Annotated in this window: 16 protein-coding genes and 2 tRNA genes; 7 read left to right on the forward strand and 11 right to left on the reverse strand. The window is 69.2% G+C overall.

The window, feature by feature from the left end:
- Positions 1 to 16: 16 nt before the first annotated feature.
- The 6 genes from BXU09_RS02685 to BXU09_RS21840 form a co-directional block, all read right to left on the reverse strand.
- On the reverse strand, positions 17 to 847 hold the full coding sequence (locus BXU09_RS02685) for a prepilin-type N-terminal cleavage/methylation domain-containing protein (RefSeq protein ID WP_078300444.1): 831 nt from the start codon (positions 845 to 847) through the stop codon (positions 17 to 19).
- Positions 844 to 1,305, reverse strand: a complete 462-nt coding sequence (locus BXU09_RS02690; RefSeq protein WP_078300445.1) for a prepilin-type N-terminal cleavage/methylation domain-containing protein — start codon at positions 1,303 to 1,305, stop codon at positions 844 to 846. The genes BXU09_RS02685 and BXU09_RS02690 overlap by 4 nt, the downstream gene beginning before the upstream one ends.
- On the reverse strand, positions 1,292 to 1,747 hold the full coding sequence (locus BXU09_RS02695) for a GspH/FimT family pseudopilin (RefSeq protein WP_168174544.1): 456 nt from the start codon (positions 1,745 to 1,747) through the stop codon (positions 1,292 to 1,294). The genes BXU09_RS02690 and BXU09_RS02695 overlap by 14 nt, the downstream gene beginning before the upstream one ends.
- A complete protein-coding gene (locus tag BXU09_RS21835) occupies positions 1,744 to 3,747 on the reverse strand; it encodes a DUF4900 domain-containing protein (RefSeq protein ID WP_078300447.1) in 2,004 nt (667 codons plus the stop codon). Before BXU09_RS21835 ends, BXU09_RS02695 begins: the two co-directional genes overlap by 4 nt.
- A 141-nt stretch (positions 3,748 to 3,888) precedes the next feature.
- A complete protein-coding gene (locus BXU09_RS02705; RefSeq protein ID WP_078300448.1) occupies positions 3,889 to 6,024 on the reverse strand; it encodes an ATP-dependent RecD-like DNA helicase in 2,136 nt (711 codons plus the stop codon).
- A 70-nt stretch (positions 6,025 to 6,094) separates the two neighbouring features.
- Positions 6,095 to 6,229: a hypothetical protein gene (locus BXU09_RS21840; protein ID WP_255579232.1), complete on the reverse strand. Its 135-nt coding sequence runs from the start codon at positions 6,227 to 6,229 to the stop codon at positions 6,095 to 6,097.
- 269 nt (positions 6,230 to 6,498) lie between these two features.
- Between BXU09_RS21840 and BXU09_RS02710 the strand changes: the two genes are divergently transcribed.
- Both BXU09_RS02710 and BXU09_RS02715 read left to right on the forward strand, forming a co-directional pair.
- Entirely contained in the window at positions 6,499 to 7,677 is a 1,179-nt protein-coding gene (locus BXU09_RS02710) for an exonuclease SbcCD subunit D (RefSeq protein ID WP_078300450.1), read from the forward strand.
- 88 nt (positions 7,678 to 7,765) lie between these two features.
- Positions 7,766 to 10,501, forward strand: a complete 2,736-nt coding sequence (locus BXU09_RS02715; protein WP_078300451.1) for an SMC family ATPase — start codon at positions 7,766 to 7,768, stop codon at positions 10,499 to 10,501.
- 78 nt (positions 10,502 to 10,579) lie between these two features.
- On the opposite strand, the gene BXU09_RS02720 is transcribed toward BXU09_RS02715, so the two are convergent.
- The gene (locus tag BXU09_RS02720; protein WP_055363446.1) at positions 10,580 to 11,608 is read right to left on the reverse strand and encodes a PIN/TRAM domain-containing protein; all 1,029 of its coding nucleotides are present in this window, start codon (positions 11,606 to 11,608) and stop codon (positions 10,580 to 10,582) included.
- Positions 11,609 to 11,780: 172 nt separating this feature from the next.
- On the opposite strand from BXU09_RS02720, the gene BXU09_RS02725 reads away from it, so the two are divergent.
- Positions 11,781 to 12,059, forward strand: coding sequence for a hypothetical protein (locus BXU09_RS02725; protein ID WP_078300453.1), 279 nt, complete (start codon positions 11,781 to 11,783; stop codon positions 12,057 to 12,059).
- A gap of 88 nt (positions 12,060 to 12,147) precedes the next feature.
- On the opposite strand, the gene BXU09_RS02730 is transcribed toward BXU09_RS02725, so the two are convergent.
- The 3 genes from BXU09_RS02730 to BXU09_RS02740 form a co-directional block, all read right to left on the reverse strand.
- The gene (locus tag BXU09_RS02730) at positions 12,148 to 12,456 is read right to left on the reverse strand and encodes a hypothetical protein (protein ID WP_078300454.1); all 309 of its coding nucleotides are present in this window, start codon (positions 12,454 to 12,456) and stop codon (positions 12,148 to 12,150) included.
- Positions 12,457 to 12,620: 164 nt separating this feature from the next.
- Positions 12,621 to 12,695 (reverse strand) — tRNA-Val (locus BXU09_RS02735).
- Between the two features lie 27 nt (positions 12,696 to 12,722).
- Positions 12,723 to 12,796: transfer RNA gene (locus BXU09_RS02740), tRNA-Cys, on the reverse strand.
- 199 nt (positions 12,797 to 12,995) lie between these two features.
- Here BXU09_RS02740 and BXU09_RS02745 point away from each other — a divergent pair.
- The 3 genes from BXU09_RS02745 to BXU09_RS20070 all read left to right on the forward strand — a co-directional run bounded on the left by BXU09_RS02745 (position 12,996) and on the right by BXU09_RS20070 (position 15,583).
- Positions 12,996 to 14,024: a thioredoxin domain-containing protein gene (locus tag BXU09_RS02745; RefSeq protein ID WP_230286641.1), complete on the forward strand. Its 1,029-nt coding sequence runs from the start codon at positions 12,996 to 12,998 to the stop codon at positions 14,022 to 14,024.
- A gap of 81 nt (positions 14,025 to 14,105) precedes the next feature.
- Complete coding sequence (locus BXU09_RS02750) at positions 14,106 to 14,447, forward strand: PadR family transcriptional regulator (RefSeq protein ID WP_078300458.1); 342 nt, start codon at positions 14,106 to 14,108, stop codon at positions 14,445 to 14,447.
- Entirely contained in the window at positions 14,444 to 15,583 is a 1,140-nt protein-coding gene (locus tag BXU09_RS20070; protein ID WP_144011947.1) for a permease prefix domain 1-containing protein, read from the forward strand. Before BXU09_RS02750 ends, BXU09_RS20070 begins: the two co-directional genes overlap by 4 nt.
- A 53-nt stretch (positions 15,584 to 15,636) precedes the next feature.
- Here BXU09_RS20070 and thrS read toward each other — a convergent pair whose 3' ends face one another.
- Positions 15,637 to 17,586, reverse strand: coding sequence for a threonine--tRNA ligase (thrS, locus tag BXU09_RS02765; protein WP_078300463.1), 1,950 nt, complete (start codon positions 17,584 to 17,586; stop codon positions 15,637 to 15,639).
- A 277-nt stretch (positions 17,587 to 17,863) separates the two neighbouring features.
- Between thrS and BXU09_RS02770 the strand changes: the two genes are divergently transcribed.
- Positions 17,864 to 18,718, forward strand: a complete 855-nt coding sequence (locus BXU09_RS02770) for a PH domain-containing protein (RefSeq protein ID WP_078300465.1) — start codon at positions 17,864 to 17,866, stop codon at positions 18,716 to 18,718.
- The last annotated feature ends 6 nt before the right edge of the window (positions 18,719 to 18,724 follow it).

The raw sequence follows: 18,724 nt of genomic DNA on the forward strand, positions 1-18,724 counted from the left end.
GGTCAGGGGGCGCCGGTCAGGGGGTGAGGCGGCCGACGTTGCGGGGCGCGACCAGGACAGGCTGCACCCAGGTGGCCGGGTCGGTGCTGGCGCGGGCGGGCACGGCGACGATCTTGCCGGATGCGGCGCGGCTGACGCTGAGGTTCACGGTGACGCGGGTCTGTCCGGCGGCCTGCGGTCCGGCGGCCGGCACCTCGAAGAGGGGGGGCAGGCCGGTCACGGCGGGTTGCACGTAGTCCAGCAGCAGCTTGCCGCTCGCGCCGGTAAAGGGGACCAGGGTCAGGTCGGTCAGTTCCGTGATGGTGGGCGGGGTGGTCTGCACGAGGTTCCTGGTGTACTCGACGAGCAGCCAGCTGGTCTCGTTGGCGGGGTCCGCGCCGGGGTTGTTCTGACTGGTGGGGCCCAGGCCGCTGACCCAGGTGGCGCGCAGCACCGGGTAGTAGGCCTTGAACTTGTAGCAGGCGCGGTCGTTGCTGGCGCTGCAGCCGCTGACCGGCAGTTCCGGGGCTTTCACGATGGCCAGGATCGGGGCCGTGGTGCTGCCGACCACCCAGGCGCCTCCGCCGGGCCGTTCGGTCGTCACGCCGCTGCCGAGGTTCAGGGTGGTGCCCTGCGGGTACACGTAGGCGGCCTCGCGGACGTTGGCGATCAGGTAGTTCTGCGCGATCTGCTGTTCCTGAAGCAGGTCGTTTCTGACCTGCAGGTCGCTGGAGGACCGCGACGACGAGATCAGCAGCGAGGACGCCGCGAACAGGATGATCAGGGCCAGTGCGACGGCCACGAGCAGTTCGATCAGGGTGAAGGCGGCCGTCTGCACGGCGCGGCGGGCGGCGGGCGGGGTGGTCATGGGCGGGCCACGTCCACGCTGAGGCTGGAGGTGACGGTACCCAGCGTGACCTGCACGTTCACGCGCCGCACCGGGGCGGGATCGGGGGCGTTGCTGCCGCAGCTGGCGTTCAGGGCGGGGGTGCCGGTGGGATTGCCGTTCACGTCGAGGTTCGTGAGGGTGACCTGCGCGGAGGCCGGGACGGGCTGGGTGGCGCAACGCTGGTCGTAGTTGGCGACGCTCAGCCAGTCGCCACGCACGCTTTCGAGCACCTGCTGGGCCTGCTGGGTGGCAGTGACCTGTTCGGTGCTGCGGCGGGTCAGGCCGAAGAAGCCGGTCAGGGGGGTCAGGACCACGAAGGCGATGATGCTGGTAAGCAGCACGGCCACCAGGACCTCGATGATCGTGAAGCCCTGACTGTGGGTGGGCTGGGTGTGGGGAGGCTGGGTGTGGGGAAGTCGGGCGTCAGTTCGTCGCATCTGTCATGACCTTTCCGGTGATTCCGATGACTTTGACTTTCAGGCTGCGGGTGCCGCCGGGACTGGTGAGGGTCCAGGTCGCGCCGTTGCCGCCGGTGGTGCCGGTCGGGGCGGTGTACACGACGCTGGTCACGCCGGTCACGCCGGTCAGGGTGACGCCGGCGGGCAGCGTGCGGGTCTGCGGGACGCCGGCGCGGGTGAAGGTGTACACCGACGAGTTGGCGGCGACGGTGACGCTGGTGGACTGCCCGGTTCGCAGGGCGTCGCTGCGGGCCTGCCGCAGGTCGGCGCTGAGTTGCGCGGCGGCCTCGCGGACCTGACTGGCGCGCAGCGTGCCGATCAGGGAGAAGCTGAAGATGCCAGCCACGATGGCCAGGATCGCCATGGCGATCAGCAGTTCCAGCAGCGTAAAGGCGGCCTGCCGGGCGTGCAGGCGCCTCACGGGGTCCCTGCCGTGCTGATGGTGTCGCCGCGCAGGCGGGGGTCGGGCAGCGGGGACGCGCCGTCGTACAGGGCGACCGTCCAGGTTTCGGCCGTCGGGAAGTACGGGGGGCGCAGGCCGGCCAGGGTGCGCGGGTCGAACACGAAGTTGCGGCTGTAGCCGGTCTGCTGCACGTCGCCGCTGGTGGTGCCGAACGCGCCGTAGTAGTTCTCGATGACGCCGCCGATCAGGTTGACGCTGCCCAGGGCGCTGCCGGTGTTGTAGCCGTCGACCTGCACGGCGCCCTGGCCGGCCATCAGGACGGCGTGGATGGTGGGGTCGTTCCCGAGTTCGGTGGGTTTGGTGCCGCCGGGACGGATCAGGTTCACGTCGCCCTCGCTGGCGTAGATGCCCAGGATGTTCTGTGCGTTCAGGTTGGTGCAGGGGGCGGGCGTGACGGTGCCGTCGGGGTTGCGGGTGTGCGCGCCGCTGCAGGGCGGGTCGGCGTAGCGCAGGTCGCTGGTGATGTCGATGTCGCCGGTGGCGGCCAGGGTCAGACCGGCGAAGGGAGCGACCGCCGCGCCCGACGCGGCGTTCGGTCCGGCGTTCAGGCTGCCGACGTCCCCGGCGACGTGGATCACGCCGTTGAAGGTGGCGGCGGGACTGCCGGGCGCGAAGGTGCCGTCCGGGTTGCGGGTGGCGTCCTGCCAGCTGCCGTCGGGTGCCAGGATGCGCAGGCGGCGGTCCGTGCCGAAGGCCAGCTCGGTGGTGACGGGCGTGCCGCTCGCGTCGGTGGTGAAGCTGACGCGCTGCACGTCCTGCCCGCCGACCGTGTCGCGGTACAGGCTGAGGCTGCTGACGTTCCCGGCGATGGCGATTCCGCCCGCCTGCGCCGCCCCCTGCTGGTTGTTGCTGTTGGTGGGCAGCGGCAGGACCGGGGAGTCCCAGTCCACGCCCAGCGGGAAGGCCGGCTGCACATTGGGGCTGGCGGCGCAGGCGGCGTCGCCGGGAGCGCATTCGGTGGGCGCGTCGGGGCTGGGGGTCATGCTGCCGACGCTGCGGTAGGTGCCGGCGAAGTACGCGCCGGGTTGTGCGGCCGCCTTACTGGTGGCGTTGCAGCTGGGGCCCAGGCTCCCGGCAGGGCACCCGGCGCTGGTGACGGCTCCCCCGAACCAGGGTTTGCCCTGGAACATGAACTGCTGGTTGGTGTGCACGGGACCGCTGAACAGCGTGCGGCTGGTGAAGGTGATGCGGTTCTCGCTGGCCTCGGAGGCGGCGCTGTTGAAGTGGTGGTTGGTCAGCAACGCGAACTGCGCCAGGGAGGGCTGGGCAATGACCAGACTCAGGGTGGGCAGGTTGGCGCGCACGGCGACGGTACGGGTGGCGGTGCCGGCGCTGCCGGTGACGGTCACGTCGGGGACCTCGAAGGTCACGCGGTACTGGGTGGCGCTGTCGCGGATGACCGCCAGCGGTTTCAGGCCGTAGCTGACCGAGTACGCGGAGGCGTCCTGGCTGCCGTCCAGCGGGACGCCCTGCGTGCCGGAGAACAGGTCGGACCAGAAGCGGCTGCGGACCTCGGGGGTCGCGCCGCCGATGCCGGCGTCCTCGAAGGCCTGCTGATTCACGGCGTTGACCAGCAGGGCCACGCGGGGGTTCACGCCAGTCGCGGCGCTGTTCAGGCCGGTCGTGGGATCCAGGGTGCAGAGGGTCTGACCGTCGGCGGCGGTGGGCAGGCTGCCCAGGCCGCACAGTGCGGCGAGGTCGCTCAGGACCTGGGCGCCGTCCGGGGGCAGCGACGCGCTGCTGAGCAGGTTGCCCATGACCCGCAGGCGGGCCTGCACGCGCGCCGCGCCGGACTCGGCGGCGAACTGGGCGCGCAGGATGGCGTCCTGATCGACGCTGGATCGCCGGGCCGAGAGGGTCACCTGGGCGGTGACGCTCATGATGACGGCCAGGATCAGCATGACGAACAGGAGCGACACGATCAGGGTCGCGCCCTGGGTCCGTTCGGAAGTGCGCATGAGATCAGTATGGTCGCCCAGTGAGGAAAATCTCACTCCCCGAATCGGGGGGTGTGAAAATCCTCAAACTTGCACCACTTTCCGTGACGGTTCTGTAAGATGGTCTGCCCTGCTGCGGGACGCGCCGCCGGATGCCTGGACCTACCGGGCGCGGATACGTTCCAGCAGCGCCGTGTGCCGCTCCTCGCGCTGGCGGCCCGCTGCCCGCTGCCACGCGCTGCCGGACCCCACCGCGAAGAAGCGTTCGCGGGCGCGGGTCAGGGCGGTGTACACCAGGTTGCGGCTCAGCATGGGCATGTGCGCCTCGTGCAGCACGCCCAGCACGGTGCCCCACTCGCTGCCCTGCGCGCGGTGCACGGTCAGCGCGTACCCGAGTTGCAGGTTGAACAGTTCCGCACCCGCAAGTTCCACGATGTTCCCGTCGAAATCGACGGTCAGGCGCGACCCGTCGGCTTTCAGGACGGTGCCGACCGTGCCGTTGAAGACCTCGTTGGTGTAGTCGTTCTTGGTCTGCACGACCACGTCGCCGGGCCGGGCGTGCGCGTCGGCGATCCGCACGCCGCCCTCGCCTGGGTTGAACAGGCCCTGCAGGTGGTGGTTGAGCATGTCCACGCCCAGCGGTCCCTTGCGCATGGGGGTCAGGACCTGCACCTGCGTGGGACCGCCCAGGTCGCGGACCAGCAGGGCCACGCGGCGCGCGCCGACGTCCGGTTCGGTTTCCGTGATGTTCAGCCGGGGGTCGCCCCACTGCGGCGCCTGCCCTTCCAGCAAGCCGTGCGCGGCGCGGATGATGGGGTTCTCGGCCGCCTGCCGGTACACCTGGGTCAGGCGCACGGTGGGCGCGGTCTGTGTCAGGGCGTGCAGGGGCAGCCCGGCGTCCACCGGGGGCAGCTGATCGGTGTCGCCCACCAGCAGCACCCGCGCGCCCGGCGCGACCGCCGAGAGCAGCGAGAGCATCAGGCCGTCGCCGCACATGCTGACCTCATCGACGATCAGCAGGTCATACGGGGCGGGTTCCAGGTGGTTGTGCCGGAAGCCCGCCGGGCCGTACCCCAGCAGGCGGTGAATGGTGCTGGCCGTGCGGCCCGTCACCTCGCCCAGGCGGCGGGCGGCCTTGCCGGTCGGGGCGCACAGGCCGACTTCCAGGCCCAGGCTCTCGGCGAGGTCCGCGACGGCGCGGGTGGTGGTGCTCTTGCCGGTGCCGGGGCCGCCGGTCAGGACGACCAGCCGGTGCTCGCCGAGCAGGTCCAGCACGCCCGCCTGCTCGGCGGACAGGCCCTTTGCCGCGCCCTTCGGGACGATCCACTCGTCCCCGGCGGGGGGCGTGGCGATCAGCGTGCGGATCAGGCCCGCGAGTTTCTTCTCGGCGCGCAGGGTGGGCGGCAGGTAGATGCGACTGGCATCGTGCAGCGCGTCCTGCGTGTCCAGCAGGGGCGGCGTGTCGTCGCTCAGGCGGCCCAGTTCCACGGCGGTCTCCACGGCCAGCCGCGCCTGGGCGGGGGTCACGCGGGTGTAGTGCGCCACGCCCCGCTCCGCGCGCACGCGCGGCAGGAACGAGTGCCCGCCCTGCTGCGCCGCCTGTTGCAGCGCGTACACGGCGGCGGCCGTCAGGCGGCGCGGGTCGTCCAGGGCGCCGCCCTGCGCCTGCCACAGCTTGTCGGCGGTCAGGAAGCCGATGCCCTCGACCTCGGTCAGCACGAACAGGTCCGATTGCAGGCGTTCCAGGGCCGCCTCTCCAAAGTGCTTCACGGCCCGCTGCGCCTGCGAGATGCTCAGGCCCAGGCCCTGCAACCCGGCCAGCAGGCGGCGTTCCAGGCCCTGCTGCGACCAGCTGGAGGTCATCTTGTGCAGGGTGCTGCTCGTCACGCCCGGCACCTGCATCAGGCGGTCCGGGTCGTTTTCCAGGATGTCGAAGGTCGCCGCGCCGAACGCCTTGGCGATGCGGCCCGCCAGGACCTTGCCCACGCCGCCCACCCGCGCTTCCAGGTACGCGGCGATTCCCGCCTCGGTCAGGTCGGCCGGCTGGGCTTCGAGCACGAGGTTCAGCACGCGGTACTGGTAGCCGTACTCGCGGTGCTCTTCCATCAGCACGTCGGCGCTGAAGGTGTCCCCGGCCTCCAGGGGCGGCATGACGCCGATCACGGTGGCGTCTGGGTCCTCGCCCTCCTCGTTGCGGATGCGGGCGGTCATGACCGTGAAGCCCGAGTCCGCGCGGAAGCGCACCCTGTTCACACCGCCGGACACGCGGAAAGTCTCGGCAGGAGAGGAAAACGACATAGACCCACAGCATAGCAATCCCCGGCCCATTCCGCCATGAACAAAACGGGGCCGGGGTGCGGGAAGGGGCTCAGCGGCGGCTGATACGGCGGGCGGCGCGGCGCACCCAGCGGGTCAGGGCGGGGGCCGGGCGCTGGGAGCGGGCCACGTCCTGCGTTTCCCAGAGGCGGGCTTTGGTGTACAGATCGAGGTCACTGCTATACATGGCCACATCTTTACACTCGTGGCAGCAGATAAATATGATAAATGACCCGTTGAATACATATTCAGAGGGCTATCAATCTTTCCATTCTTTCCAATGGTCCCTCTGGTTCCACAAGAGCCTGAAAACCTGCCGATCGACAGATCAGAGGCCGCCGAACAGGGCGTGTGGCAGGTCGGACCGCAGGCGACCGCGACAGCGTATACACAGGCGATCGGACCATATGCAGGCACGGCCGGGCCTCAGCACCCTCCATGCTATTTTTTTCTGTGATGCGCGTACTTCACACTGCCGATTTCCATGCCGGGCGATCCCTACGGGGCTTCGACCGCACCCCGGAAGTCCACGACGCCCTGACCGAGATCGCCGGACTGGCCCGCACGGAACGCGCCGACGTGGTCCTGGTGTCCGGCGACCTGTTCGACACCGCCAACCCCAGCGCCGACGCCGAGGCCGCCGTGTTCGACTTCTTCCTGCGCCTGCGCGACCAGGGCATTCCGGGCGTGGTCATCGCCGGGAACCACGACAGCGCCGCCCGCCTCGCCTCGGTCACCGGGCTGCTGGGCTGGGTGGGCGTGCAGGTCGTCGCGCAGCCCACCGCCAACCCGGTCGACATGATCCGCACCGTCGAAACGCGCGGCGGCGAGCGGCTGGTCGTGGGCGCCCTGCCGTACCTGTCCGAACGGCGGCTGGTGAAAGCCGCCGACCTGCTGGGCGGCGATACCGGCGCGTGGCGGCAGAAGTACCGCGAGGGCATGGGCTTTTTCCTGCGCCGCCTGGGCGAGGGCTTTACCGGGGGCAGCGTGAACATGCTCATGGCGCACGCCACCATGGACGGCGCGGTGCCCAGCGGGTCCGAGCGCACCATGCAGTTCGACCTGACGAACAGTTACACCCTGTCGGGCCTGCAACTGCCGCCCGGCGCGCAGTACGTGGCATTGGGGCACGTGCACAAGCCGCAGCAGGTCTCCGACGCGCCGCCCGCGTACTACCCCGGCAGCGTCATCCAGCTGGACTTCGGTGAGGCGGGCGAGAAGAAACAGGTGAACCTGATCGAGGTGGAGGCCGGGCGGCCCGCGCAGGTCCACGCCCTGCCGCTCGCCAGCGGACGCGAACTGCGGACCCTGCGCGTGGACCTGGAGAACGTCGAGTCGCGACTCGCGGCCCTGAGCGACTTCGGCGGCCTGCTGAAAGTCGTGGTGCGCGCCCCCGCCGGGACCGCCCTGCCCGGCCTGAAGGACCGCGTGCTGAAACTCGCGCCCACCACCCTGGCCGTCGAACTCGACGCGGCGCAGGAGGACCTCGCCACGCCCGACCTGAAACGCGAGGGCCTGAGCCTGATCGACCTGTACGAACGCTACCACCAGGAAAAACGCGGCGAACTGCCCGACGACCTGCGCGCCGCCTTCCGCGAAGCCGACGAACTCGCCCGCACCGAGGAGGGCGCGTGAGCGCCGTGAAAGGTAGAAAGTGGATGGTCGATAGAAGTCAGACCATCAACCATCAACCATCGACCATCCACACGCCGGAGGCGAAGCGATGAAGCCGATCAAACTGGAGTTGCAGGGCTTCACGGCGTTCCGGCAGTTCACCAGCCTGGAGTTCGGGGATCTGGAACTGTTCGCGCTGGTCGGGCCGACCGGGAGCGGTAAGAGTAGCCTGCTGGACGCCATCACCTTCGCGCTGTACGGGCAGACGGCGCGGCTGGGCGCGGCGGGCCTGGACGCGCTGATCTCGCAGGGCGAGCGGGGCCTGTCGGTCAGCCTGACCTTCGAGGTGGGCGGCGCGACGTACCGCGCGTCGCGCACCAAGGGCCGCAAGCAGGCCGAGAACGAGGTCCGTTTCGAGCGGCTGGACGCGGACGGCCGCTGGGCGAACCTGTCGGACGGCGGGGCGCGCGGCATCAACGACCGCATCCGGCGGGCCGTGGGCCTGGACTTCAAGACGTTTGCCCGCAGCGTCATGCTGCCGCAGGGCGAGTTCTCACGCGTGCTGCACGGTACGGGCAAGGAGCGGCAGGCGCTGCTGGGCGAACTGACCGGCCTGGATCACGTGGGCGCCATGCAGCGTGTCGCGTCCGACCGGGCCAAGGCGCTGAAGGTGGAATCGCAGGGCCTGAACACCCTGCTGGACTCCGAGTACGCGGGCGTGACGCCCGAGGCGGCCGACGCGCTGCGCGCCGAGCGGGAAGCCACGGACGCCGAGGCCGAACGCCTGACCGATGCGCGTGAGGCCCTGCAGGCCACGCAACTGCGGCTGCGTGAGCAGGAACGCGTCTGGAAGGCCCGTGAGGACACCGCCCGCCGCCTGACCGCCCTGGAAGCCCGCGCGGCCGGCGTGCAGGCCGGAGCGGAACAGGCCGCGCGCGCGCGGCGCGTGTCGGGCGTGCTGCCGCTGCTGGACGCCGCCGAACGCGCCCGCATCGCCGCCGAACGCGAGGAGCGCGAACGGCAGGCCGCGCAGGTCGCCGCCGATCGGGCCACGCAGGCTGCGCACGCCGCCGACACCGCCCTGGCCGCCGCGCAGACCGCCGAGACCCGCATCCCGGACCTGGAAGCCCGCGCCGAGGCGCTGCGGGACGCCGAGGGGGACGCCGCGCGCCTGAAACGCGCCGGGGGCACCCCGCAGACCACCCACGCCCAGCCGCTCGACTGGGACGAGGACGCCTTCCAGACGGCCCGCGAGGGCGCGCAGCGGGCCGAGAAGCACCGGCAGGAACGCACGCTGCTCGCCACGGAACGCGTGAGCCTGCGGGCCGCGCAGGACCGCTTCACGGCCGAGGAACGCGCGCAGGAGCAGGGAAAGGCGGAACTGGAGCGCGTGCAGCGCGAGGGCACCCGGGCGAAAACGGACCTGGAGGCCGCGCAGCGCACACTGGAAGCCGCGCGCCTCGACGCGGGCCTCGCCTCGTACCGCGCGCACCTGCACGTCGGGGACGACTGCCCGCTGTGCGGTCAGGTGGTCCGCACCCTGCCCGACACGCCCGCCGCCGACCTGAGCGCCCTCGAAGCGCAGGTCACCGCCCTGGGCGCCACACTGGACGAGCGCCGCACCCGCTTCACGGACCTGCGCGCCGCGCAGAAATCCCGACAGGCGTGGCTGGACGAGAAACGCGCCGAGTACCGCAACTGGGACGAGCAGCTCACGCAGCGCGAGACGGACCTGCGCGCCGCCGAGGCGCTGGTCACGGGCGACCCGCAGACCGACGCGGCCCGCCTGCTGGCCGGACTGGCCGCCCGCGTGCGAGCCGCCGGCCCCGACCCGGCCCGCGCCCGGCAGGCGACCCTGGCCGAGATCCAGGCCCTGCGGACCGCCACGCAGACCGCCCTGGGCGCCGTGGCCCGCGCGCAGGGCGAGGCCGCCGCGACCGCCGCGACGCTGCGCGGCGTGCAGGCCAGCGCCACCCGCCGCGCCCAGGAGGCCACCGAAACCCAGGCCAGCCTGGACGCCGCCCTGGGCGCCCTGAACCTGGACGCCGCGCAGGCCCGCGCCGCCGCCCTGCCCGAGAGCGACATCGCCGCGCTGGAGGAGACGGCCCGCACGCACGCCGCGCAGCTCGCGCAACTGCGGGAAGCCCTAGCCGACCTGGACCGGCAGCTGGGCGCCGCGCCCTTCGACCCGGCCGCGCTGACCCAGGTGGCCCGCGACCTGACCGCCACCGAGGCCGCGCTGGGCGCCGCCCGCGAACGCGCCGGCAGTCTGGCCGAACAGGAACGCGCCATGCGCGAACGCCTGGAACGCCGCGCCGAACTGCAGGAACGCGCCCTGGCGGTCTCCCGCACGCTGGATACCTGGCAGACCCTCACGAACACCCTCAAGGCGAACGAGTTCCAGCAGTTCCTGCTGGCCGAGGTCGAGGCGCAACTCCTGACCCGCGCGGGCCTGCTGCTGCACGAGATCAGCGACGGCCGCTACCGGCTGGCCCTCCAGACCGGCGAGTACGTCGTGCAGGACCTCTGGAACGCCGGCGAGGCGCGCGGCGTGCGTACCCTCTCGGGCGGCGAGACCTTCCTGGCCTCGCTGTCACTGGCCATCGCCCTGAGCGACTACCTCGCCGGGAATCACGTGCTGGGCGCCCTGTTCCTGGACGAGGGCTTCGGCACGCTGGACCCCCAGGCGCTGGAGGCGGTCGCGAACGCACTGGAGAACCTGCGCACGCAGGGCCGCATGGTGGGCGTCGTCACGCACGTCGAGAGCCTGAGCGAACGCCTGCCCAGCCGCCTGCTCGTCACCAAGAGCGTGGCGGGCAGCTCCGTGCAGCGACTGGACCTGTAGGACTGTAGTGGCACAGGCGAAGGGGGGACGCGGGAAGCAGTGCGACACTGCCCACCGCGTCCCCCCTGCCACGTCCGGTTACGGCTGGTTCTCTTCCCGGTCCAGCTTGGCGAAGATCATGCGGCCCACGTTCGTCTGCACGTTGTTCACGACGAGTACGCGGGTGGGCTTGCCCCGGAACTTCAGGCCCTCCTCCACGACGACCATGGTGCCGTCCTCGAGGTACCCGACACCCTGGTCCTTCTGCTGGCCGCCCTTGCTGATGGTGACGGTCAGGTGATCCCCGGCCTGCACCTGGGGTTTGAGGGCCACGGCCGCCTCGTGGATGCTCAGGATCTGCACGCCGTGCAGGCGGGCGATCTTGCCGAGGTTCCCGTCGTTCGTGATGATGCGCGCGCCGGTGTCCCGCGCCAGGCGGATCAGTTTGTCGTCGGTGGTGGGCAGGGCCGGGTCGTCCCAGTCCTCGACGCGCAGGGGACGCAGTTCCCGCAGTTCCTCTAGGACGTTCAGGCCGCGTTTGCCGCGCGTGCGTTTCTGCGCGTCGTGACTGTCCGAGAGGGTCTGCAACTCGCGCAGGATGAAACCCGGCACGACGATGTCGCCGTCCAGGAAGCCGGTGCGGGCCAGTTCCAGGATGCGGCCGTCGATGATCACGTTGCTGTCGAGCAGTTTGCTGCCGGGGCGGCGGCGCACCTGCGGGAAGGCCAGCAGTCCGAAGGCCTCGGCGTTGCGCACGGCGAACGACACGAAGAACGCCCCCAGCACGGCCGTGATCACGAGGTTCCACACCCAGTTGTAGAAGGGCAGACTCCGGAGCAGGCTGCTGAGCAGCACGCTCAGGAGCAGCGCCACGATCAGGCCGGAGGTCGCGGCGGCCACGGTGCGGGGGGACAGACCGGCGTACCAGCGTGACAGGCGTGTCAGCAGGGTCTGCGAGAGTCCCTCGATGCGTGGCGCGAGCAGCAGCGCACTCAGCATTCCGGCCAGCATCAGGCTCAGGGTGTTCACGTACCCGAGTTCGGTGGGTTGCACGGCCGCCAGGGCGCGGCCCGCCGCCCAGCCGAGCAGCAGACCGAGAAGCATGACAAAGAGGCGAACAGGCAGCACGGGGCGTAGTCTACCGGGTCTGCCCCGCAGAATGTCCTGAACTGCGGGTCCGGCTGCTGGCAGCAGCCTCTCATGGACTGCAGTTGCCTCATGAAGAAACGCCCGGCGGTTACTGCTCACTTCATGAATACCGGGCACATCTCAGATTCCGCTCAGCCCCCAGACTGAGGCGGTGATACCGACTGCCATCCCCTCTCCGTGCGAGGAAGCCCTGCGCGGACTCGCGGCCGGTCAGGACGACCTGCGGCGCTGCATCGAGACGCTCACGCCGATGCTGTTCGCCCTGGCGCGCCGCCTGCACCTGCCGGAAGAGCTGCGGGAGGCGGCGGTAGGCGACGCCCTGAGCGACATCCGCCAGCACTGCGGGCAGTGGCCCCGCACGCAGCTTCCGGCGCAGGTATGGGTGCTGGCCGTCGCCCGGCGCCGGTTCCTGTCCAGCAGCGCGGCCTGAGTGACCGGGTCTGCGCGGCGTACCTCATAGCAGTCGCAAGAGGGAGCGGGAGTGAACTTCACGCCCTCAGCGGAACTGAGAAGGACTGTCAGCGGCGGGAAGCGCGCACGCGCAGCACGCGGCCGGGCTCCAGGTCCACCCACCACGTCAGGCCAGCCACGGCGACTGCCAGCGCCAGTGCCACAGACGGCACCCAATTCAGATGCGTGCCGGTCAGTGGCGGCAGCAGCAGCAACGTGACGGTCAGCGCCACGCCCAGAAGCAGGGGCAGCACGCCCCGCCAGAACCCACTGCGGTCACGGTAATGCAGACGCCGCGCATCGGCCCGCAGGGTGAAGAGGGAGTACAGGCTGGCCCCCGCAGCCATCACAGTCAGCAGAAGATCAAGGTCGGACATGCAATTGCGCAGTGTACTCCGGGGGGTGCGGCCTGAACGGACTTTTCTCGCAGGAACCCTTTGCAGTTCTCACAGCCCGTTCTCATTGGATAATGGCCGGGGCAGGTCGGGAACCGCCTGACGGCAACAAAGAAAAACCCCCGCCTGAGCGGGAGTTTATCGATTGGTAGACTCGAGGAGATTTGAACTCCTGACCCCTACAGTGTCAATGTAGTGCTCTACCCCTGAGCTACGAGTCTGCGTGCCTGAACGGCCGGGTACTGATTTGGAGGCGCTGACCGGACTCGAACCGGTGGTGGAGGTTTTGCAGACCTCTGCCTTACCACTTGGCTACAGCGCCGTGAGGCTTGTGCTGTCCCTTGCGGGCGGCTGGTGGGTCTTCCTCTCCAGCGGAAGGAATGTTAGCACGGCTTTTCTGGTCTGTAAACAGGGGCATCACACGCGGGCGCAAGAAGTCCCCGGAAGCGCACCGGCACGCCTTCCAGGCCGGGCACGCACACCCGCCACACACCCGACCGGCCGGGCCCTAGACTGATCCGGTGAACCCTGAACACATGCGAACGACGGCCCGCGCCGTGACCCTGGCAGCCTCGCTGATCCTGGGCGGCGCGCAGGCCCAACTGATGGGAACCCCCGCCGAACTGGCCGCCCAGCCGGCCCTGAAAGGCTTCACGGCGCAGGGAAGCGCCCTGGTCAGCGGCGCCACCCGCGTCACGCCGGACGTGGCAGGCGGACGCGTGGTGGGGGTGTTCGTGGAATCCGACTCCGTGGACGGCCTGACCCGTGGCGTCGCTGCCGGCTGGAACGTCGCCGAGAAGGACCTGCCGAAACTCACGCAGAACCTCTCGAACCCGCAACTGCTGACCGCCGCCCGCACCGGCTTCGTGGACCTGACGGACGACGCCGGCACCGACCTGATCGCCCTGAAAGTCACCGGGGAAGGCAACTCGACCCGCTACCTGGGGTACGTCGCCATGAAAGTCTGGCCGGACAGCGCCTTCCCGCCCGTCAAGGCCGCCGCCGGCTCGGTCGGCGCGCCGAACGTCCTGCGGATCTTCAGTGACTTCCAGTGTCCGTACTGCAAGCAGTTGTGGGACACCTCCATGCGCGACTGGCGGGCGGCTCCCGCCACGTACCGGGTCGTACACTACGAGTTTCCGCTGTCGTTCCACCGCAACGCGCAGGGCGCCGCCGAGGCCAGCGAATGCGCCGCCGCGCAGGGACGCTTCATGCCCTTCGCAGATCAACTGTTCGCCAACTTCGCGGCCTGGACGCCGCTGGACCCGAAAGACGCTCCTGCCAAGTACGCCGGCTACGCCAAGGCCGCCGGGCTGAACACGGCAGCCTTCAAGACCTGCGTGGGGCAGCGGACCTTCCGGGCCGACGTGGAAGCCCAGATGAAAGCCGGGATGGCAGTGAACGTGCAGGGCACGCCGACCGTGTTCCTGAACGGCATGAAACTCACGGATTATTCAGACACAGCCGAACTGGCCCGCGTCCGCGCCGTCACGACCGCCAGACCGGGCGCCGCCACGCTGATCGACGCGCGGCTGAAACTGTTCCGGTAATCAGGGTCGGCCCGCTTCGGGCGGATCACACCACCGGCGGGGGTATGGACTCCCGCCTCTACTTTGCATCACTATGTAGTCATGCAAAGTAGCAACGCGGACGGCAATCTGCTGCGCGGCACCCTGGACTTCCTGCTCCTCGCCAGCCTCGAACACGGTCCCCTCTACGGCCTGCGCATCATCCAGGACGTCCAGCAGCGCACAGGCGGTCACTTCAACTTCAAGGAAGGCACCCTCTACCCCGCCCTGCACCGCCTGGAAAAACGCGCCCTGATCCGCGCCGAAACCCGCCCCAGCGACACCGGCGGTCCCCCCCGCAAGTACTACCACCTCACCCCCACCGGCCACACCGAACTGACCCACCAGCGCGACGCGCAACGCGCCCACGCCAGCGCCCTGCGCCCCTACCTGGAATTCGCATGAGCCCCGAACAGCAGTACGTCCGCAACGCCACCCGCGGCCTGCGTGGCAAGGAGCGCCAGGAGACCCAGACCGAACTGCTCGACCACATCACCGAACGCAGCCGGCAACTCACCCTGACCGGCCTGAGTCCCGAACAGGCCCGCACCCAGGCCATGCAGGAACTCGGCCCCGCCCCCACCGTCGCCCGCAGCCTGCGTGCCGGAAAACACGTCCACCCCGCCCTGAGTGCCGCCGCACTCCTCGCACTCGCCACCCTGCTGCTGTGGCCCGTGCCGGAATTGCTGTATGCACGGACTGATCCATTCAACAGTACGACCACTCAACCCATCCGCGAACTCCGTGCAGCGGGTTACCTGACCGTCCGGGAGGCGAACTCTCAGCTGAAGCCATACGGCATTCAACTCCGGCACCACGGCGAGTCGTGGGAATTACGGAATGCAGCACTCCCAACCGCAAGCATCGGCTCATCAGAAAACTCTTGGAACTGCAAGAGACCCATGACGTCCATGGCCGCCGATCAACCCCGCTACCTGCTTTCTGGCATGCCGACCGTCGCCTACGTCAATCCTTCCGCCCTGCTGGTCTGCATGAGCGAGGCAGGGTGGCCACTTGAATTGGACGGACAACAGGTGAAACTGCAAGGAAAAGCTTTCCCTGACGCATGGACCAGAGAGATCGCCGCCATGTTCTACGTGCCGCAACTCACCCGTAGCCTCAGCAAATTGCCCCGCCACCTCTGGTCTAGCCCGACTGCGCCCACGCCACAGAATGAGCCCAGCGTGATTGCGTATTCGAGCGCTTCATCAGAGATTACATGGAGCGCACGCCACGTCGAGACGACTGCGCGGAATGTGGGATTACTCGTCCGGTTCCAGCTCAACGGAACCTCTTGGTCGGACAAACGGAAGTATTCGGCACCCATGTTCTTCTCGTTCACGTTGCCAGTCAGCGATCAGGGGACGGTTAACCTTCCTGTCCGCATACCGCACGCTATGAGGGTCGTTGACCTGACCCTCAAGTCGAACATGAACGACTGGCTCAGGGCAGATACCAGTAGCTTCCCGGCCATCCTCGTGGCGCTGCCCGACCGAACGGATGCATCCATTGACCTGACCCCGTTGACGTTCAATCGCTGATGAATGACAACGCCCGGCCTTCAGGGACCGGGCGTTTCTGTTGCGGTTCAGCCTCAGCTGCGGGTCTTGTAGCGCGTGAGCAGTTCGGCTTTCAGGTCGTCGAAGCCCACGCCCTTGCGTTCCTTGAGGCCGTCTGGGGTGCGTTCGCGGACGCTGACTTCGCGGCCTTCCTGTTCCTTGTCGCCCACGACGAGCATGACGGGGATCTTGCTGAGTTCGGCGGTGCGGACCTTGGCGTTCATGCGGTTTGAGGAGTCGTCGACTTCGGCGCGCAGGCCGGCGGCGTGCAGTTCGTCCCGCAGCGCCCAGGCGTAGTCGTTGTGGCGGTCGGCGATGGGGATGATCATGATCTGGCGGGGCGCGAGCCACAGCGGGAAGTCCCCGGCGTAGTGTTCGATGAGGATGCCGGTGAAGCGTTCGACGCTGCCGAACGGGGCGCGGTGGATCATGATGGGGCGGTGGTCCTGGCCGTCCTCGCCGACGTAGCTGATGTCGAAGCGTTCAGGGAGGTTGTAGTCGACCTGGATGGTGCCGAGCTGCCATTCGCGGCCCAGGACGTCCTTGACGACGAAGTCGAGTTTGGGGCCGTAGAAGGCGGCGTCGCCGGGTTCGATGGTGTACGGCAGGCCGACTTCCTCGACGGCCTCGATGATCTGCCTCTCGGCGAGGTTCCAGTTGGCCTCGTCGCCGACGTACTTGTCGCTTTCTGGGTCGCGGGTGCCGACGCGGAAGCGCACGTCGGTCATGCCGAAGGTCTTGAGGACCAGCACCGTCAGGTCGAGGACGTCCAGGAATTCCCTTTTCAGCTGATCCGGGCGGCAGAAGATGTGCGCGTCGTCCTGCGTGAATCCGCGCACGCGGGTCAGGCCGTTCAGTTCGCCGCTCTGCTCGTAACGGTACACCGTGCCGAATTCCGCCAGTCGGACCGGCAGGTCGCGGTAGGAGCGGGGTTTGCTGCCGTAGATGCGCACGTGGTGCGGGCAGTTCATGGGTTTGAGCATGTACTGCTCGTCATCGACCTCGATGGGGTTGAACTGCGACTCGGCATAGTACGGGTAGTGGCCGCTGGTGCGGTACAGGTCGAGGTTCCCGATGTTGGGCGTGATGACACCCTGGTAGCCGCGCTTGAACTGCTGTTCCTTGAGGAACGCGGTGAGTTCCTCGCGCAGGACCGTGCCGTTCGGTAGCCACAGCGGAAGGCCCTTGCCGACCATGGGGTCGATGGTGAACAGTTCGAGTTCCTTGCCGAGTTTGCGGTGGTCGCGGCGCTTGGCTTCTTCCAGGGCGTGCAGGTACTCGTCGAGTTCCTTCTGGCTGGCGAACGCCACGCCGTACACGCGTTGGAGGATAGGGTTCTTCTCGTTGCCGCGCCAGTACGCGCCGGACGTGCTCATGAGCTTGAACGCGCCGGGCAGACGGCCCGTGCTCGGGAAGTGCGGCCCACGGCACAGGTCCGTGTAGTCACCCTGGGTGTAGAAGGTGATGGGTTCGTCCTCGGGGAGGCCCGCGATGAGTTCCTGCTTGTACGGGTCGTGCGGGAACTGCGCGAGGCCCTCGGCGCGCGTGATCTCGCGGCGCGTGAACGGCAGGTTCCGGCTGATGATGTCCCGCATGACCTTCTCGATTTCCGGCAGGTCCTCTTCCTTGATGGGTTCGGGCAGGTCGAAATCCTGGTACCAGCCGTTCTCGATGCTGGGGCCCACGCCGCGCTTGATCTGGTCGTCCGCGTACCCCTTGGCGCGGTAGTACTCGCCGACCGCCTGACTCATGACGTGGCCCAGCGAGTGCCGGAACAGCGGGGCGGCGTCGCCCGGGTTCTTCTTGGTGATCAGCGTGATGGCCGCGCCGTCGGGCAGGGGCGTCATCAGGTCCACCAGTTCACCGTTCGCGGTGGCGGCCACGGCGTCACCGGCAAGGCGTTCACCGATGGCGCGCGCGGCGTCCAGCGCGGTGGCGCCCTGAGCGAGTTCCAGTTGTTTACCGTCGGGAAGAACTACGTGCATATCAACCTCTTTCCTGGCAGGTCGCCTTCAGCGCCCACCAGCGTCCATAGAGAAAGCCCGGTCTGACCACACCCAGCAGAACGCCTGAAAACCACGGAAAGTGGGTTCTCAGGCGCTGAGAGTTCGCGTGACCAGTCCGGGCAACAGCGGCATTCGGTGCAGCCCCACGCCACGCATCACCAGACCGGAGTGACGGGCGGGAAGCTTCATGGGGGCAGGATAGCGCCCGGGAGCACGCAGCGGCAACCAGAGACGCACGCGGCACGTACTGAACGGCATGACCCTGCTGCCCGTACACATCGAGGAAACGCCGCGGTGGTGGCCCGCCGCGCGCCTGCTGCTGCTCCTTCCCCTGCTGATCCTGCCAGCCCTGCTGCTGCTCCCGCCCGTGTTGAGGCTGCCGGTGTACTCGGTGCAGGGCGGCACGCTCACGGCGCGGTCGCTGGGCGCACGGGTGGTCATTCCGCCCGGCACGCCGGTTCAGTCTCGGGCCATCACACTGCGCGGCAAGGTCATCGGCAGCGCCCTGCCGGGGTACACGGTCGGCCTGTTCCGCACGCCCACCGGTCGTGCCCAGGTGTTCAGCGACGGTTCGCAGGGGCGCTCGGCGCTGGTGTTCGCCACCCGGCCGCCCACCGTCCTGACGCCCGCCGACCCGCAGGCGCTGCTGCGCTCCTGGCAGGCCGGAGAGAACGGCATCTTCCGGCCCGCCCGCCCCGCCAGACCCGACTGGACGCTGCTGCTCCTGCTCCCGCTCTTGCCCATCGCTGTTCTGCTGCTCGCCCGGCCGCGCCTGACCTACCGGCTGGACGGTGACACCCTGACCGTCCGGACTGCCGCGACCACCCTGCGGTTCCCCCGGCACGACACCCGCGCCGCCCTGACGCACACCCCCCTGGGCGCGCGGCTGTTCGGGACCGCCACGCCCGGTTACTACACTGGCACGTTCATCAGCCGCGCCGGAACCGGCGGGAAGATCCAGGCCGCAGCGGGCGCCGCACGCCCAGGGCAGGCCGTGATTCTCACCCACCACGACCGGGAGTACTACCTGACACCCAGCGACCCGCAGGCGCTGATCGACTGGTTCAGCACCGGCACGGTGCCCCAGGCTGTCCCCCCAGCCGGGAGTTGATCCGGT

This window comes from Deinococcus sp. LM3, from assembly GCF_002017875.1.
GTDB lineage: Bacteria > Deinococcota > Deinococci > Deinococcales > Deinococcaceae > Deinococcus.